This window comes from Mesorhizobium sp. P2_D5 (assembly GCF_056404355.1).
Map to the genome: position 1 here is coordinate 1,339,681 of NZ_JBFUEE010000001.1, position 15,862 is coordinate 1,355,542.

Annotated in this window: 14 protein-coding genes and 1 tRNA gene; 10 read left to right on the forward strand and 5 right to left on the reverse strand. The window is 62.4% G+C overall.

What is annotated here, in order from left to right; translation table 11 throughout:
• Positions 1–36 precede the first annotated feature (36 nt).
• Both AC1DYW_RS06285 and AC1DYW_RS06290 read left to right on the forward strand, forming a co-directional pair.
• The gene (locus AC1DYW_RS06285; protein WP_477225446.1) at positions 37–495 is read left to right on the forward strand and encodes a phasin; all 459 of its coding nucleotides are present in this window, start codon (positions 37–39) and stop codon (positions 493–495) included.
• A 347-nt stretch (positions 496–842) separates the two neighbouring features.
• A tRNA-His gene (locus AC1DYW_RS06290) sits at positions 843–919 on the forward strand.
• 391 nt (positions 920–1,310) lie between these two features.
• On the opposite strand, the gene AC1DYW_RS06295 is transcribed toward AC1DYW_RS06290, so the two are convergent.
• The 5 genes from AC1DYW_RS06295 to AC1DYW_RS06315 all read right to left on the reverse strand — a co-directional run bounded on the left by AC1DYW_RS06295 (position 1,311) and on the right by AC1DYW_RS06315 (position 6,794).
• Positions 1,311–2,003: an N-acyl homoserine lactonase family protein gene (locus AC1DYW_RS06295; protein ID WP_477225447.1), complete on the reverse strand. Its 693-nt coding sequence runs from the start codon at positions 2,001–2,003 to the stop codon at positions 1,311–1,313.
• A gap of 104 nt (positions 2,004–2,107) precedes the next feature.
• Positions 2,108–3,082 carry an NAD(P)-dependent oxidoreductase gene (locus tag AC1DYW_RS06300; RefSeq protein ID WP_477225586.1) on the reverse strand — a complete coding sequence of 325 codons (975 nt, stop codon included), beginning with the start codon at positions 3,080–3,082 and terminating at the stop codon, positions 2,108–2,110.
• 18 nt (positions 3,083–3,100) lie between these two features.
• The gene (locus AC1DYW_RS06305; protein ID WP_477225448.1) at positions 3,101–5,056 is read right to left on the reverse strand and encodes a (Fe-S)-binding protein; all 1,956 of its coding nucleotides are present in this window, start codon (positions 5,054–5,056) and stop codon (positions 3,101–3,103) included.
• Between the two features lies 1 nt (position 5,057).
• Positions 5,058–6,026 carry an electron transfer flavoprotein subunit alpha/FixB family protein gene (locus AC1DYW_RS06310; RefSeq protein ID WP_477225449.1) on the reverse strand — a complete coding sequence of 323 codons (969 nt, stop codon included), beginning with the start codon at positions 6,024–6,026 and terminating at the stop codon, positions 5,058–5,060.
• Between the two features lie 3 nt (positions 6,027–6,029).
• On the reverse strand, positions 6,030–6,794 hold the full coding sequence (locus tag AC1DYW_RS06315; protein WP_477225450.1) for an electron transfer flavoprotein subunit beta/FixA family protein: 765 nt from the start codon (positions 6,792–6,794) through the stop codon (positions 6,030–6,032).
• A 315-nt stretch (positions 6,795–7,109) separates the two neighbouring features.
• Here AC1DYW_RS06315 and AC1DYW_RS06320 point away from each other — a divergent pair, with 315 nt between their 5' ends.
• The 8 genes from AC1DYW_RS06320 to AC1DYW_RS06355 all read left to right on the forward strand — a co-directional run bounded on the left by AC1DYW_RS06320 (position 7,110) and on the right by AC1DYW_RS06355 (position 15,862).
• The gene (locus AC1DYW_RS06320; protein WP_477225451.1) at positions 7,110–8,318 is read left to right on the forward strand and encodes a substrate-binding domain-containing protein; all 1,209 of its coding nucleotides are present in this window, start codon (positions 7,110–7,112) and stop codon (positions 8,316–8,318) included.
• 74 nt (positions 8,319–8,392) lie between these two features.
• Complete coding sequence (locus AC1DYW_RS06325) at positions 8,393–9,922, forward strand: sugar ABC transporter ATP-binding protein (RefSeq protein ID WP_477225452.1); 1,530 nt, start codon at positions 8,393–8,395, stop codon at positions 9,920–9,922.
• On the forward strand, positions 9,919–10,869 hold the full coding sequence (locus tag AC1DYW_RS06330) for an ABC transporter permease (protein ID WP_477225453.1): 951 nt from the start codon (positions 9,919–9,921) through the stop codon (positions 10,867–10,869). The genes AC1DYW_RS06325 and AC1DYW_RS06330 overlap by 4 nt, the downstream gene beginning before the upstream one ends.
• A 2-nt stretch (positions 10,870–10,871) precedes the next feature.
• Complete coding sequence (locus AC1DYW_RS06335; protein WP_457152921.1) at positions 10,872–11,840, forward strand: ABC transporter permease; 969 nt, start codon at positions 10,872–10,874, stop codon at positions 11,838–11,840.
• A gap of 36 nt (positions 11,841–11,876) precedes the next feature.
• Positions 11,877–13,550 carry a GMC family oxidoreductase gene (locus tag AC1DYW_RS06340; RefSeq protein ID WP_457152922.1) on the forward strand — a complete coding sequence of 558 codons (1,674 nt, stop codon included), beginning with the start codon at positions 11,877–11,879 and terminating at the stop codon, positions 13,548–13,550.
• Position 13,551: 1 nt separating this feature from the next.
• Entirely contained in the window at positions 13,552–13,959 is a 408-nt protein-coding gene (locus AC1DYW_RS06345) for a hypothetical protein (RefSeq protein WP_457152923.1), read from the forward strand.
• Positions 13,960–13,988: 29 nt separating this feature from the next.
• Positions 13,989–14,366 (forward strand): carboxymuconolactone decarboxylase family protein, encoded by a 378-nt coding sequence (locus AC1DYW_RS06350; protein ID WP_109661499.1) that lies wholly within the window; start codon positions 13,989–13,991, stop codon positions 14,364–14,366.
• The gene (locus tag AC1DYW_RS06355; protein ID WP_457152924.1) at positions 14,363–15,862 is read left to right on the forward strand and encodes an aldehyde dehydrogenase; all 1,500 of its coding nucleotides are present in this window, start codon (positions 14,363–14,365) and stop codon (positions 15,860–15,862) included. Before AC1DYW_RS06350 ends, AC1DYW_RS06355 begins: the two co-directional genes overlap by 4 nt.

Below are 15,862 nucleotides of genomic sequence, written 5' to 3' on the forward strand. Positions count from 1 at the left end.
TTCTGTCAAAGCCGCTGACGCTGAAAAGGATGGAAAATGTCCAGGACCAAAACTGCCGACACGATCGAAAACGTTGAATTCCCGAGCTTCGACGCTTCCAAGGCTACCGACCAGATGCGCGCTTTCGCCGAAAAGGGCGTTGAGCAGTCGAAGGAAGCCTACGCCAAGCTGAAGACCGGCGCCGAGGAGACCCAGAAGGCTTTGGAGTCGACCTACGAGACCGCCAAGACCGTTTCCAGCGACCTGTCGCTCAAGACCATTTCCGCTCTCCGCGCCAATGCCGAGGCTGGTTTCTCGCATCTCGAAGCCCTGATCGGCGCCAAGTCGCTGTCGGAAGTCGTCGAGCTGCAGACCGCCTTCCTGCGCAAGCGCGTCGAAATGACCGTCGAGCAGGCCAAGGACTTCCAGACCGTCGCCTCCAAGGCGGCCGAGGACGTCACCAAGCCGATCAAGACCGCCTTCGAGAAGGCGATGAAGGAAATCAAGGTTGCCTAACATTTGCGCATGATCTGAAGATGCAACAAAAGGTCGCATTTTCTTAAAAACGATCAGGCGTATGATGGTAGCCATAAAGGAATACCCGGCGAGTGGAACCTCCTCCCTCTGCTCCCGGGGTGACCAGCCAGCACCTCCTCCCGCTGGCTCGTAACAGGAAAAGGCCGGCACCTCCTCCCGCCGGCCTTTTTCTTTGTCCGGCGAAAAGTCGATGCTGTTTGTGGGCAAGCGACCTTTGCCTAGCAAAAGTCTTGAATTAAAATCCATTAGCCCGTAAGGACGCATCGCCGAACGACGGAGCGGATCACGGAAAGCGCGCTTTCCACCTGGTCCGGCTCGGTGAACGTGCCGTTGTAGCTCAGATGGTTAGAGCGCCGGATTGTGGATCCGGAGGTCGCTGGTTCGATCCCAGCCAACGGTACCACAAATTTTTCGGTAACTAATTGATTTTGCTGTATAATTTCAAATTTCTAGCCGTCAATTTCGGTTCATTCTACTCATTTGTGTTACCTATTGTGCTACTTAGCGGACAAATTTGAGGGTTGAACGAAACGGCTTTGGGCCTCTTCGTCGAGGCCTGCCGCGAAGTTGATCTTCGAGTCGTTCCGGATCACAGGACTGGACATGTGGTATGTCCCGACTTGCCCCATAGTTGACCTGCGCCAGCCGCAAGAGGGCGGCAGCTTCGCGCCTCATGTCGGCCGTTCAGGCAATCCGCACCATCCTCAAGAAGCGGACGTCGATTGTTTCAACGTGAGGACAAGTTGCGAAAGCTGCCGGACGTGCCCCCCGAGACCCCTGTGGCACCAACATGTTCAGTGCTGCGGGCGGCTCAGCGTAACAATGCCTTCGACGTCCTGGCGGGTACGCGCGAAGCGCTTGAGCACCAGAGGGTCGTGCCCGGGGACGATGTGAGCGGGGGAACTGGCGAGTTGTTTCATACGCTCGACCCCGAAGATCACATCGCTCAGCCGGTCAAAGACGGGAAAAGGTTTTTCGCGTTCCATGTTGGCGTAGAAATGGGCTGCGTCCGACGCGATCACGACCGCGCCGTTGTCGGTCTCCACCCGCACGACCTGCAATCCGCGCGAGTGGCCGCCAACCTTGTGGAGCGTTATGCCGGGCGCGATCTGCGACTCGGGGTCGTGGAAGCAGACCTTTCCGGCAAAGACGCGTCGCACCATGGTTGACACGTCTTCGGCCTCGAAGGGATGGCGCATCGCATGGTGGCACATGCAGCGGCCGGTCGCGAACTCCATCTCCGCATCCTGCAGATGAAAGGTCGCGTTCGGGAACAGGTGATGGTTTCCGCAATGGTCGTAATGCATGTGGGAGATGATGACGTCGCTGACGTCGGCGTGGTTGATGCCGATTGCCGCCAGGCCGGCATCGACGGGTCTGACGACACTGCGCCCGCGTTTGTCGCCGGTCGGCTTGTCGAAGCCGGTGTCGACGATGAAGGTGCGTTTCTCCCCAACGATCGCCCAGACGAAGTAGTCGAGCGGCATCGCAACATCATGCGTATCGCCGCCGAGGAAATTCTCACCCGAGCGGCGTTCGAAATGGCCGTAGCGAACGGCATGGATTTCATAGCGTCCGGGATCACCCATGATCAGCTCGCTTTGGCGACATCTGTGATCTTGGCAGAGCCGACTTCTACATGCGCCCATGTCTCGACCGTCTTGACCATACAGGTAAAATCGGAGTCAGGCCCGTAGAGTTGGTTCGTCACGCTGAGCAACTGGCGCACGGCACTGCCCACCACCATCGGCACGCCCATTGCCTCCGCCTCATCCACGCACAAGCGTACATCCTTGAAGGACAGGCCTGTCGCGAAACCGAAATCGAAGGTGCGTGGCAGGACAGATTTTGGGAACTTGTCCTCGGTGGCGCTGTTGCGGCCGCTCGAGGCGTTGATGACGTCAATCATCACCTTCGGATCGAGGCCCGCCTTAACGCCCATTACGACCGCTTCGGAGGAGATCGCAAGTGCTGCCGCTGCAAGCAGGTTGTTGGCAAGCTTCATGGTCTGGGCGGAGCCCTGAACTTCACCCATGAAGAATATCCGGCCGAAATTCTCGATCACCGGCCTTGCCGTTTCGAAGGCAGCCTTCGGCCCCGACACCATGACGGCGAGCGTGCCGTTGCGCGCTCCCTTCAATCCTCCGCTGACGGGCGCGTCGATCATGGCGATGTTCTTGGCTGAAAGGCCTTCGGCAACCTTGGCGGCCGTCCGCGGACCCGTCGTCGAGATGTCGATGAAGATACGAACTGCTTTGCCCTCGGCGATGCCGCCTTCGCCGAGCACCACCTTTTCCAGGATCTGCGGGCTGGGCAGGCTGGCAAAGACGATCTCCGCATTGTCGGCAACCTCGCGCGCATCGGCGGCGGCTTTCGCGCCCGCATTGGTCAACTCCACAACGGCTTTGCTGTCGACGTCGTAGACAGTCACTTCGTATCCGGCCTTGATGAGACGGGTCGCCATCGGTGTGCCCATTTTTCCGATGCCAACAAAGCCGATTTTCAGGGTCGACATGATCGCTCTCTCCTTCGTCGGGGCTATTGCCCATTGGTGCTTGGTCTCGATCTCTTGGATCGCATTGCGTCAGGTCGTTTCCACCGTGGGCATTTCGAGCGCCTGGCTTGTGCGCGGCACGAGAAGTTCCGCTATGTCCACGACCTTCAATGTCTCGGCCACGCCGAGCGCATCGATCGCGGCGGTGTACATCACCTTGTCCTTCGGGCAGGCGACGACGAAATAGGCGACGTCGCCCAAGCTCAGCGCTTCACGGATGCGGTTCTCGCTCGGCCGCTCGATCACGCCGTCGTCGCCTTGCCAGATGCGGCCGCCACCGGCGCCGCAGCAGAAGGAATTATCGCGGCAGCGCGGCATGTCATGAAGCGTATAACCGGCGGCGCGGATCAGCTCGCGCGGCGCATCGAAGCCGCCATTGTAGCGTCCAAGATAGCAGGGATCGTGATAGGTGACCCTGGCGCCGTCGGCGACGTGCAGATCGAGTTTTCCCGCTGCGATAAGTTCCGCCAGCAGCGCCGTATAGTGCAGCACCTCGAACGCCACGCCGAAATGCTGATAGTCGTTCTTCAGCGCATTCAGGCTATGCGGATCGGTGGTCATGATCCGCTTGAAGCTGCACGCCTTGATCTCGTCGATGTTGGACTGCGCGAGCGTCTCGAACAGACCCTCTTCGCCGGCACGCCGCACATCGTTGCCGCTGTTGTGCTCGGCATCGAAGAGAATGCCGAAGTCGACACCGGCCGCGGTCAGCAGTTCTGCAACCTTGCGGGTGATTTCCTGAACGCGCGGATCGTAGGACGCGTAGTCTCCTACGAACCACAGAACGTCGACGGGTTCCTCGCGCGCGTCCTTGACGGGAAAGCCGAGCTCCCGGGTCCAGCGCGCCCGCATCTTGGAAGGCTTGCCCATGGAATTGCCGAGACGGGTCAGGTTCGATAGCGCCTCCTGCAGACCGGGGCTGACATGGCCTTCGTCGACCAGGTGACGGCGCATGTCGATGATCTTGGGCAGATGTTCGATCTCGACCGGGCATGCCTCCATGCAGGCACGGCAGGTGGTGCAGGCCCACAGCGTCTCCTCGGAAATCACCCCGCCCACCAGCAGGGCAGCCGATGATCCTGCGGCAAGCGCGTCGCGCATGTCGGTGATCAGCAATTTCGGGCTGAGCGGCAGACCGGCCGCATAGGCTGGGCAGACCGCCTGGCAACGGCCGCATTCGGTGCAGGACAGAAGGTCGAGCTGCTGCTTCCAGTCGAACTGCCCCAGGCTGTCGATGCCTGGAGTCTCACGCGCTTCCGGGACCGCGGGCGCCAGGCCGCGCGGTTCGAGGCTGCGGAAGTAGATGTTGGGCGCGGCAAGGAACATGTGCCGGTGCTTCGAACCGGGGATATAGACAAGGAACGCCAGAATGGCGCCGACGTGAACCCAGTAGAACAGCTCTTCGCCCGCATGCGCCGACATGCCGGCACGATCGAGGGGTCCTGCCAGCGCCGACGCGACCGGCCGCCACGAGCCGTCGGCGCCGCCGACTATGCGCGCCGCCGCCTCAAGCAGCAGAGACGCCACGATCAGGACGATCAACACATAGATGATTGCCGCGTCACTGCCGCTCGAGCCATCGAAGCGGGCAGGCCTCAGAACATAGCGCTGGTAGAGGGCAAGTCCGACGCCAACCAGCATCACCACCGAAAAAGTGTCTTGCAACGAGGCGATCCAGGTCTCGCCGCCGAGCGGGGCAAGCGAAAACCCCGGGAACAACCGCGAGCCGAAGGCATCGATGGTGGCGGTGAACAGCACGAAGAACGAGACGAAGATGATCGCGTGCAGCACGCCGGAAAGCGGCTTGCGAAGCATTTTCCGATGCAAGCCGATGGCGACCATCACGCCCTGGAGACGCCGCATCGGCTGGTCGAAGCGGGCCGCGGCCGGCGCCTTGGCGAGAGCAAAGGCGTAGTTCCGCGCGCGCCAGCCCGTCAGCACCAGTGCCGCCATGACCAAAATCCAGAGTGGCAGGGTCGATGCCATCTCAACGGCCAGAGCCGGCCCGCAGCCTGTCGCTCAGATTGGCGACGAGATCGAACAGGTCACAGGTCGCGCCGTAATGCGCGACATTGAAAATGGGTGCCTTCGGATCGGTGTTGACTGCAATGATAAGGTCGGCCTGCGACATGCCTTCGAGATGTTCGGGCGCACCGGACACGCCGAGCGCCAGATAAAGCTTCGGCTTGACCTTCTGGCCGGATTTGCCGACTTGGCGCAGCTTTGGCAGCCAGCCATTGTCGACGACCGGACGGCTGCCGGCGATCTCCGCCCCCAGCATCGTCGCCAGATCGCGCGCAAGGTCAATGCTTGCTTCGTCGCCGATGCCTCGGCCCACGCACACGATCCTCTCGGCCGTCGTCAGATCGACGTCGGCAAAGTCGGGCACGTCGATGGCCACCATCTTCACCTTGCCGCCGGCGAGCACGGGTTCGGCATCGATCGTGCGCACCCTCGCCGTATCGATCGGACCAGGTGCTGCCTCCGCAAAGGCGCCCGGATTGATCATCAGGATTGCCGGCAGCCGCACCGCGCATTCAGCGAGGATCTTGCCGCCATACATCTGCGCGACGACCGTCAGGCTTTCGCCGTCCCGCTTGATTTCATTGACATAGGAGATGAGCGGCCAGCCGGTTCTTGCCGCGATGTCGGCGGCCACATCCAGACCGTTCGCCGAATAGGGCACCAGCACGAGGCTTGGGCTCTCAGCGGCGATGATGTCGCGCAGAAGTCGTGCATAGGTCTCGGCCGGAATGAGATCCGATGTTGCCGCGCAGGCCGCGATCAGCCGGTCGGCTGCGCCGAATGAAGCAGACGCTGCTTGCGCATCCCGGCCGGCGAAGAAGGCGACGACCTCGTCGCCGGCCTGGGCGAGCGAACGCGCCGCGGCGATCATTTCGAGCGAGAAGGCTTCGATCTTGCTGGAGTGGCCTTCCGTACAGGCAATCAATTTCATGACTTAGTTCCTTGCCAGGCCTTTGGCTGCCAGGATGGTGACCAGACGATCCGCTACTGTCTCGGCATTGCCGCCCAGGTTCTCGCCGGAGCCGCCCTGGACTGGCAGACGCAATGTGATGATCTCGGCGGAACGCTCGAAGCCTGACGATTCTGGAGTGGCGCGGCCGATCGGCGTCTTGGACGCCTCGCGAAGCTTACTGCCGGAAACGTAGCGCGGCGCCTTCGACGCCGTCTGCACGCCCAGCACCGCCGGCGTGGCCAACTCATAGGTGACGGCCACACCCGCGCCGCGCTCCTGCGTGACGCGAAGCACGCTGCCGTTCGCAACGATACGGGCGGTTCCTGAAACGTGCGGCCAGTCGAGCAACGCACCGACATAGGGCGCGAGCTGGCCGAAGACATCCTCGGTGGATTGAACGCCGCACAGCACAAGGTCGGCCGACTTCGCTCGCGCCATTGCAGCGATGGACGCCGCGATCTCGCGTGAGGAGATCATGGCGTCCTCCTCGGATTGAAGCGCCACGGCTTCGTCGGCACCGCGCGCGGCAGCCATCTGCAGGACACGGTTGGCGCCTTCGCCAACGGCCACCGCTGTCACCTTCGCACCGCTGGCTTCCTTGAGCAGGATTGCTTCCTCGAGGGCATGATCGTCGAAATCGTTGAGCTGGAAATCGAGCCACTCCCGATCGATGCTGCGCCCGTCCTCGGCGAGTTGCAGCTCGCCCGCGGAATCCGGGATCATGCGCAAGACAACAAGAATATTCACGGCCTCTCCTCCGACGGAACGCACCTCAAGCGCCCGGCACCGGCTGCTAGATAAGTCGTATTCTTCGCTGCCCCCAATGGCGAAAAAGGTAATAGCAGCTATTACAAGACGGCAGATTGACGATCGTGGGTAATCGACTGCTAATTTGCGTCAAATCGCTTTCAATCGAATTTTCCTGAATTGGAGGGTATCAGGAAGATGGCCGTGCGATTTGCCCGGGATATAAGCATCTATTCTTTGTTTATACTGTCCCGCGCGTGAGAGTTTCTGAGGAGAATTTCAGGCGCTCTGTCGAGCGTTCAGGAGGAGGAACCAATGTCAATAAAGAGCATCCTAGACCACAAGATATCACGCAAAAGCTTCATCAGGGGTATGCCGGCCGCCGCGGCGATCGCCGCCGTGCCAGGGCTCCAGCTTGCACAGGCCACCCCGGCCGCCGCGGCTGAAGCCGAAACCAAGCCCGGCTACTATGGTGCGCCACGCACCTGGATGTGGAACCCCAATGCCAACAGCATGGTCGACACGTCGAAGTGGAAGAAGGCGGGTCCCTATACGATCGGCTTTTCCAATGCGTCGATTTCCAATGCCTGGCGCGTCGCCTTCCAGCATGGCGTCCTCTGGTCGGCCGGCCAGCATCGCGACGAGATTGCCCATCTTCTCGTCACCGACGCCAACGACGATCCCTCCAAGCAGATTGCCGACATCCAGGATCTGATCAGCCAGGGCGTCGATATTCTCCTCATTGCGGCCTCTACTGAGGACGCGCTCGATTCCGTCGTCGGCCGCGCCACGGAACAGGGCATTCCCGTCGTCATGGTCGATCGCAAGGTGAAGACGCCGGCAAACTACATCACCTACGTCACGGCATCCGATTGGGCGCTGGGCCGTCTCGAGGCACAGTGGCTGTGCGAGACGCTGGGCGGCAAGGGCAACATCGTCATGCTGCCAGGCATCGCCGGATCCAGCGTCGCGGAAATCCGCATCAAGGCGAACGAGGAAGTGTTCTCCAAGTTCCCCGGCATCAAGGTGCTGGAAAAGCAGTATTGCGACTGGAATCCGGCCACCGGCAAATCGGTGATGGCCGCGCTGATCCAGAAGCACGGCAAGGCCATCGACGGCGTGCTGTCCGACAGTGCGCTGCAGGGCTATGGCGCGATCGAGGCGTTCCTCGACGCCGGCTACAAGGACGGCGAATTTCCGCCGATCACCGGCGGCGACGTTGCGCGGATGTATCAGCTGGCCAACCAGCACAACATCAAGATGGTCGGTATCGACTATCCGACGTCGATGGGCATCACCGGCATCGAAACGGCGCTCGATGTGCTCAAGGGCATTTCGGTTCCCGACAAGGTCGAGGTCAGCTTCCAGGTGGTGACGTCGCCTGGCGCCGATACGGTGTCCGTCAAGGGCGACCGGCATCTGCTCGACCATGTCAGCATGAGTGACCCGGGTGACCTGTCGCCAAGCAACGGACTGCCGGCGGGATACAACCCCAGCACGTTCAATCCCGACTATCCGAAGTGAGCCTCCCAGCTCAACCGGGTGCGCGTCCAAGGACGTGCACCCGGGTGTGATTTGATTGTTTTGAGCGTCGGATAATGTCCATTTCTGTTATCGAACTCAGCCAGATCGAGAAGGAGTATCCCGGCGTAAAACCCCTGGACAAGGTCGATTTCGCCGTACAGCCAGGCGAGATTCACGCCCTTCTCGGTGAGAATGGCGCTGGCAAGTCGACCCTTATCCGCGTCATGGGCGGGGCCGTGAAGCCGAATTCCGGCGCCATCACCTATCTCGGCAAGCGGGTCTCCTGGCAATCGCCAAAGGCCGCGCGCGTCGCCGGCATCCATGTCATTCATCAGGAACTTGCGCTTTTTCCCGAACTGTCGGTGGCCGAAAACATTCTGATCGACGCACAGCCTCGCGGCCGGTTTGGGCTCATCTCCAATCGTGCCCGCCACGCCCGCGCCGCGGAAATCCTCGCCCAGCTCGGGGTTAGCATTCCCACGCACGCAAGGATCGACGAACTGCCGCTTGCCGACCAGCAGATGGTCGAGATTGCAAAAGCGCTGGTCGGCAAGGCCAGGCTGCTCATCCTGGACGAACCGACCGCTGTCATTGCCGGCCACGAGGTCGACCTTTTGTTCGAGAACATGCGCAGGCTGCGCAACGAGGGCGTCGGCATCGTCTATGTCTCGCATCGGCTCGAGGAAATTTTCGAGATCGCCGACCGGGTAACAATCCTGAAGGACGGCCAGGTCGTCGGCATGAGCCCGGTGGGCGAGATCAGCCGCGAAGAGATGATCACCAAGATGGTTGGCCGCAGCCTCGGCCAGATCTATCCGGCGCGGCGCGCGGCGCCGGCGGATGGGCCGGACATCCTCAGCGTTCGCAACCTGCGGGCCGGTCGGCGCGTACGCGACGTCAGCCTGAGCGTGAAGGCCGGAGAGATCGTCGGCGTGGCCGGCATGGTCGGCTCGGGGCGCACGGAAGTCGCGGAGGCCATTTTCGGCGCGCGCGCCGTCGAAGGCGGGGTGATCGAGTTCGACGGCAAGCCGTTCCCAAAGAGAGTGCCGAAAGATGCCATCGCCGGCGGCCTCGGTTTTCTGACCGAGAACCGCAAGGACGAGGGCCTCTTTCTTGGCCTTCCGATTTCCGCCAACATCATGGCGCCGGACCTCCAGGGCATTACGAAATATGGCCTGATCGACCGCTCGCGGGAGCGTGCGCTGGCGGAGCGCCAGATCCACGATTTCTCGGTCGCAACACCGTCGCCTGATGTGAAGGTCGGCAATCTGTCTGGCGGCAACCAGCAGAAGGTGCTGTTCAGTCGCTGGTCCAGGATCGCCAATCGGCTGCTCATCCTCGACGAGCCGACACGCGGCGTCGATATCGGCGCCAAGGTCGAGATCTACCGCATCGTCCGGCGTCTGGCGGATTCGGGCGTCGGCGTCCTGATGATCAGTTCCGAACTGCCAGAAATCGTTGGTCTGTCCGACAGGGTCTTCGTGATGGCCCAGGGCCGCGTCGTGGGCGAAGTCGAAGGCGACGCTCTCGGCGAGGAGGTAATCATGGATCTCGCGGTAAGATCGATCGAGCGTCACAAGGCGCCAGCGGAGGAGATCGCATGAGCGCCATCGCCATGGATATTCGCCGCAACCGGCTGATGATGTCGTACCTGATCGTTGCGGTGCTGCTGGTCATGCTGGCTGTTGCCGGCGGTTTCCTGTCCGACCGCTTCCTCACTTGGCGCAATGTCGGCAATCTGTTCCAGCAGCTTATCGTGCTGGGCATGGTCAGCCTCGGCCAGACCTTCGTCGTGCTGATGGGCGGCATCGACCTGGCGATCGGCTCGCTGGTGAGCGCGCTGACGGTCTTCCTGGCGAACTTCCTCGAATGGCGGCCGGACCTGGTCTGGCTGGCGCTGCCGCTCGCCCTGGTGGCCGCGACCGCTGTGGGGGCGCTCAACGGGCTGCTGACGGTTGTGCTGCGCGTCCATTCGCTGATCGTGACGCTCGGCATGTCTTCTGTCATTTTCGGCGGCACGCTGATGTATCGCAAGGAGCCCGGCGGTTCGGTGCCGCGCGCCTTCGCCGACGTCGCCTATGCCAAGGTCGCCGGCATTCCGGTCAGCGCCATCATCCTCGTAGCCATTTTCGCCTTGGCCGGCCTCTGGCTACAGCGGACCCATTCGGGCCGCAGCATCTACTTCGTCGGCGGCGATCGGGAAGCGGCGCGGCTGAATGGATTGCCGGTCGATCGTATCGTGGTGCTTGCCTACGCGCTGTCGGGCCTGTGCGCCGGTATAGCGGCGATTTTCCTGACCGCGCGAACCGGCGTTGGCGACCCGCGCATCGGGGCCGCGCTGACGCTGCAGTCGGTGACGCCAGTCGTGGTCGGAGGCACCATTCTGGCCGGCGGAAGAGGCGGCGTGCTTGGTACGTTCCTCGGCGTGTTGCTCGTCACCATGCTCAACAGCCTGCTGAACTTCGTCAATGTCTCGTCCTACTACCAGTGGGTCATCCAGGGTCTCATCATCATCATCGCGGTCGGCATCCACACTTCGAGGCGGAGATAACGATGGCGCCTCTCGACACTCCGATGCCGCGCTCACGAGGCCTGTCGCTCGCGACCATCTTCGAACGCTATGGGCTGGTGATCTTCCTGGCGGTGCTGATGGCGGTCGCTGCGGCGGCGTCGCCGACCTTCCTGCGGCCGGCCAACCTGGTCAATGTGCTGACCATCGCGGCACCGCTCGGCATGGTCGTGATCGGCCAGACATTCGTGATCCTGGTGCGCGGGCTGGACCTGTCGGTGGCGTCCCTGATGGCCACGGTCGCGGTGCTGGCGACAGCCTTCAAGGCCACCACCAACGACGCCATTCCGCTGATCTTCCTGGCGGCGATCGTCTTCTCGGCCATTGTCGGCTTCCTGAACGGATGGCTGGTGGCCAGGCGCAACGTCAGTCCGTTCCTGGCGACGCTGGCGATGATGATCATCCTGCAGGGTATCCGCTTCGCCTACACTGGCGGTGCGCCGATCAGCACCTTGCCGCCTGGCATGGGCTTTCTGGCCTCCGGGCGCATTCTTGGCGTTCCCGTCAACCTGATGACGCTGGCGGTGCTGGCGATTGCTTTTGGCATCGTGCTGCATCGATCGCGCCTCGGACGCGAGATATTCATGGTCGGAACCAACCCCAAGGCCGCGTTCCTCAACGGCGTCGCGCCTGATCGCGTGATCATCCTGTGCTACGTGATCTGTTCGGTCTGCGCGGGAATAGGCGGGCTGTTCCTGCTCGGCTATGTCGGCACCGTTTCGAACTGGGTCGGCCAGGGCTACGAACTGGACTCCATCGTCGCCGCCGTCATGGGCGGTGTCGCGCTGACCGGGGGGCGCGGCAACATCTTTGCGGCGCTGCTTGGCGTGGCCGTGCTGATGGTGATCAACAATCTCGTGCTGCTGCTCGGATTTCCGATCGAGATGCAGCTCATCATCAAGGGCATCATCATCATCGGCGCGGCGGCGTTTTACCGGACGCGCCTCGTCTGACACGATGTTGCCATTGGACCGCAAGGGAGGAAGAAAATGACCGTTGAAGTTCTGGCGGATCGCAGTGCACGGGCAAGGCGCGACGAGGAAGTCGATGTCGTGATTGTCGGCGCCGGTCCATCCGGCTCGGTCGCAGCCCTCCATCTGGCGCGCGCCGGCATTTCCGTCGTCGTGCTCGAGCAGGGCGAATGGCCGGACTATGCCGACTATACGGGTGCCCGTCCGGAGCACGAGCTTGTCAGCACCAAGCTCTGGCATCCCAATCCCAACGTCCGCGACAATCCCAACGACTATCCCGTCGACACCTCGACGACGGACATCAACCCGCTGATGTATGCCGGCGTCGGTGGCAGCGCGACGCTCTACGGCGCGCAATGGATGCATTTCCTGCCGTCCGACTTCCGCGTGCGCTCGATGGATGGCGTGGCCGAGGACTGGCCGTTCACCTATGAAGACCTGTTGCCCTACCAGCTCGAGATCGAGCGCGAAGTGGGCGTGTCTGGCCTTGCCGGCGATCCGGCCTATCCGCCGCGCGGCGCCTATCCCTTTCCGGCGCTCCCCATGGGCTCCGTCGGCCAGCGCGGTGCGCTGGGTATGGAGAAGATGGGCTGGCACTGGTGGCCCGGCAGCAACGCCATCCCGTCGGAGAAGTTCGGCGAACTCAATCCCTGCGTGCGCCGCGGAACCTGTCTGACGGGCTGTCCGGAGGGCGCGAAATCGACGACCGACCGGTCGCATTGGCCACTGGCCCTGAAGGCCGGCGCGCGGCTCGTCACCCGTGCCCGTGTCAAGGAGATCGAGACCAACGACCAGGGACTGGCGACCGGCGTCGTCTATGTCGACGCGAACGGGCGCGACCGGCGCCAGCGCGCCAAGGTGGTGATCCTGTGCGCCAACGGCGTCGGCACGCCCCGGCTGCTGCTGATGTCGGGAGGGGCCGGGAACCCGGACGGCCTTGCCAACTCTTCGGGCATGGTCGGCAAGCGGCTGATGATGCATCCCTTTGCAAGCGTACTCGCCTCCTACCAGGATCCGCTGGATTCCTGGCGCGGTCCCTTCGGCCAACAGGTCTATTCGCTGGAATTCTACGAGAGCGACGAAAGCCGCGGCTTCGTACGCGGCTCGAAATGGAACTGCATGCCGTCGGGCGGACCGGTCGGCATATCCGGCGCGACCGGGTCCAAGGTCTATGTCGCCGAAAGCGGCCGGTTCCAGGATTTCTGGGGCGCCAACCTGCATGAAAATGTAGCGCGCCGCTTCGGCCACTCGCTGATCTGGGGCATTGTCGGTGAGGATCTTCCGGAAGAGAGCAACCAGGTGGTCCTGTCGAAGGATCTGGTGGATTCCGATGGCCTGCCCGCGCCGCAAATCGTCTACAAGGTCAACGAAAACTCCAACCGGCTGCTGAAGTTCAACATCGACCGCTGCCTGGAATCGGTGCGCGCCGCCGGCGCCATCGAGACGCTGGTTTCGACGCCGGTGCGTGAATCCGGCTGGCATCTCATCGGCACCACCGTCATGGGCGACGATCCGAAGCGCTCGGTCGTCGACCAATGGGGCGCCTGCCACGACGTGCCGAACCTCTACATCATGGATGCGTCGACCTTCCCGACCTCGGGCGCCACCAACCCGACGGCGACCATCATGGCGGTCGCGCTACGCAACACGCGCCGCATGATCGCCGAGCGCCGCAACCAGAAGGTGGCCTGACATGTCAAACCAGAACACTTTCTTCGCGCTCGCCGACTTCCTCATCCCCGCGCATGGCAAGATGCCGAAGTTCAGCGACGTCTGCGGTTACGCCGATGTCGAGAAGTCGCTGGATTTTCGTATTGATCTGAAGCCGGGCTTTGCGCGCGGCATCGCAGTCGATCCGGCCAACGGCGCCGAGGCTCGCCTGGAAAGCCTCAACAAGGAGGATGGCGAAGCCTTCTCGGCGATCACCACGATTGCCATCGCTACCTACTACATGAGCCCGCGCGTGCGCGAACTGATCGGTTATCCCGGCCAGGAGAACGTCCCCTACGATTCCAAGGCGACGCAGACCTACCTGACCGACGGCTCGCTCGGCCAGGTGGTCGCGCGCGGCCGCAAATATCGGCCGAGCCCCGGCCTTTGATCTCCCAAGCAACTGGAAAGGACCATCCAATGGGCAAAGACGTTTTCGACAAGGGTTTTGAAATCCGCAAATCGGTTCTGGGCGCCGAATTCGTCGAGAAATCCTTCGCCAGCGCCGACGATTTCAATCGTCCGCTGCAGGAACTTGTGACGGAATATTGCTGGGGCGCTGTCTGGGGCCGCGACACGCTCGACAAGAAGACCCGCAGCATGCTGAACCTCGCCATGCTTTCCGCGCTCAATCGTCCCCACGAGCTGAAGATGCATGTGAAGGGCGCGCTGACCAACGGTGTGACCAAAGACGAAATCCGCGAAGTCCTTCTACAAGTCGTGATCTATGCCGGCGTGCCCGCGGGCGTCGATTCCTTCCGGGTGGCGCGCGAAGCAATGCAGGAAGTCGGCGCATGACAACGCGTCCGCCGCTGGCCACGGAAAAGCTCTCGATGCTGATCGGCGGCCGCTCGGCCGCCGCGCAGTCGGAGGATTTTTTCGAATCCTTCGATCCCTTCACCGGCAAGGCCTGGGCCCTCGTTCCGCGCGCTGGCGTAGCCGATGTCGATGCGGCCGTTCAGGCAGCAGCGGCCGCGTTCCGCGGTGAGTGGCGGACGATGACCCCAAGCGCGCGTGGCCAGATCATGACCCGCTTTGCCGACCTTGTGGCGGAGGAGGCCGAAAACCTGGCTGTTCTCGAAACCCGCGACAACGGCAAACTGATCAATGAAATGCGGATGCAGTGCAAATACATCCCGCAATGGTTCCGCTTCTTTGGCGGCCTTGCCGACAAGATCGAAGGGCGTGTGATCCCGATCGACAAGCCGGGGGTGTTCAATTACACGCGCCGCGAGCCGCTCGGGGTTGTGGCCGCGATTACGCCGTGGAACTCGCCCTTGATGCTGGCGACGTGGAAGCTTGCCCCGGCGCTCGCTGCCGGCAACACGATCGTCTGGAAGCCGTCGGAATTTTCCTCGGTGTCGGCATTGTTCTTCGGCCGGCTTTTCGAGAAGGCGGGCTTTCCCAACGGCGTCGTCAACATCGTCACCGGCTTCGGCCATGAAATCGGCGACCGCCTCGTCACGCATGCCGATGTCGCGAAAGTGGCGTTCACCGGTGGCGATGCAACCGGCCGCCGCGTCTATCAGGCTGCCGCTGGCGGGCTTAAGAAGGTGACGCTCGAACTCGGCGGTAAATCCGCCAACATCGTTTTCGCCGACGCCAAGATGGATGCCGCCATCCCTGGCCTCGTTTCCGGTATCTTCGCCGCGACGGGGCAGACCTGCATCGCCGGCTCGCGCGCGCTTGTGCAGCGCTCCGTCTACGACCAGGTGACGGAGAAGCTGGTCGCCTTCGCAAAGACCGCGAGGATTGGCGATCCGCTCGATCCCGAGACCCAGGTCGGTCCGATCACCACCCTGCCGCAGCGCGCGAAAGTGCTCGACTACATTGGCATCGCCAACGGTGAAGGCGCCGCGCAATTGCTCGGCGGCAAGATACCCGAGGACAAATCGATTGCCGACGGCTGGTTCGTGGAGCCGACGATCTTCGGTAACGTGAAGCAGTCCATGCGCATCGCCCAGGAAGAGGTCTTCGGACCTGTTCTGTCGGTCATTCCGTTCGACGACGAGGACGAGGCGGTGGCCATCGCCAATGACACCATCTACGGACTTGCGGCCGGTCTTTGGACGCAGGACCTCGGCCGCGCAATCCGCCTGCCCGAGCGGCTCGAAGCCGGTAGCGTCTGGGTCAACATGTACCGCGCCACCAGCTATCTCTCGCCTTTTGGCGGCTACAAGCAGTCGGGCATCGGTCGGGAGAACGGCCAGACCGCCATCTACGAATATCTTCAGGAAAAGAGCATCTGGATCGATGCCGGGAATTCCATTCCCGCGCCGTTCGTCCAGCGCTGA

Coding starts and splice junctions, on each gene's coding strand:
- AC1DYW_RS06285 (WP_477225446.1), top strand. CDS start 37: ATGTCCAGGACCAAAACTGCCGACACGATCGAAAACGTTGAATTCCCG.
- AC1DYW_RS06310 (WP_477225449.1), bottom strand. CDS start 6,026: ATGAAATTGATTGCCTGTACGGAAGGCCACTCCAGCAAGATCGAAGCC.
- AC1DYW_RS06305 (WP_477225448.1), bottom strand. CDS start 5,056: ATGGCATCGACCCTGCCACTCTGGATTTTGGTCATGGCGGCACTGGTG.
- AC1DYW_RS06350 (WP_109661499.1), top strand. CDS start 13,989: ATGGGCAAAGACGTTTTCGACAAGGGTTTTGAAATCCGCAAATCGGTT.
- AC1DYW_RS06325 (WP_477225452.1), top strand. CDS start 8,393: ATGTCCATTTCTGTTATCGAACTCAGCCAGATCGAGAAGGAGTATCCC.
- AC1DYW_RS06340 (WP_457152922.1), top strand. CDS start 11,877: ATGACCGTTGAAGTTCTGGCGGATCGCAGTGCACGGGCAAGGCGCGAC.
- AC1DYW_RS06345 (WP_457152923.1), top strand. CDS start 13,552: ATGTCAAACCAGAACACTTTCTTCGCGCTCGCCGACTTCCTCATCCCC.
- AC1DYW_RS06355 (WP_457152924.1), top strand. CDS start 14,363: ATGACAACGCGTCCGCCGCTGGCCACGGAAAAGCTCTCGATGCTGATC.
- AC1DYW_RS06335 (WP_457152921.1), top strand. CDS start 10,872: ATGGCGCCTCTCGACACTCCGATGCCGCGCTCACGAGGCCTGTCGCTC.
- AC1DYW_RS06330 (WP_477225453.1), top strand. CDS start 9,919: ATGAGCGCCATCGCCATGGATATTCGCCGCAACCGGCTGATGATGTCG.
- AC1DYW_RS06295 (WP_477225447.1), bottom strand. CDS start 2,003: ATGCCGCTCGACTACTTCGTCTGGGCGATCGTTGGGGAGAAACGCACC.
- AC1DYW_RS06320 (WP_477225451.1), top strand. CDS start 7,110: ATGTCAATAAAGAGCATCCTAGACCACAAGATATCACGCAAAAGCTTC.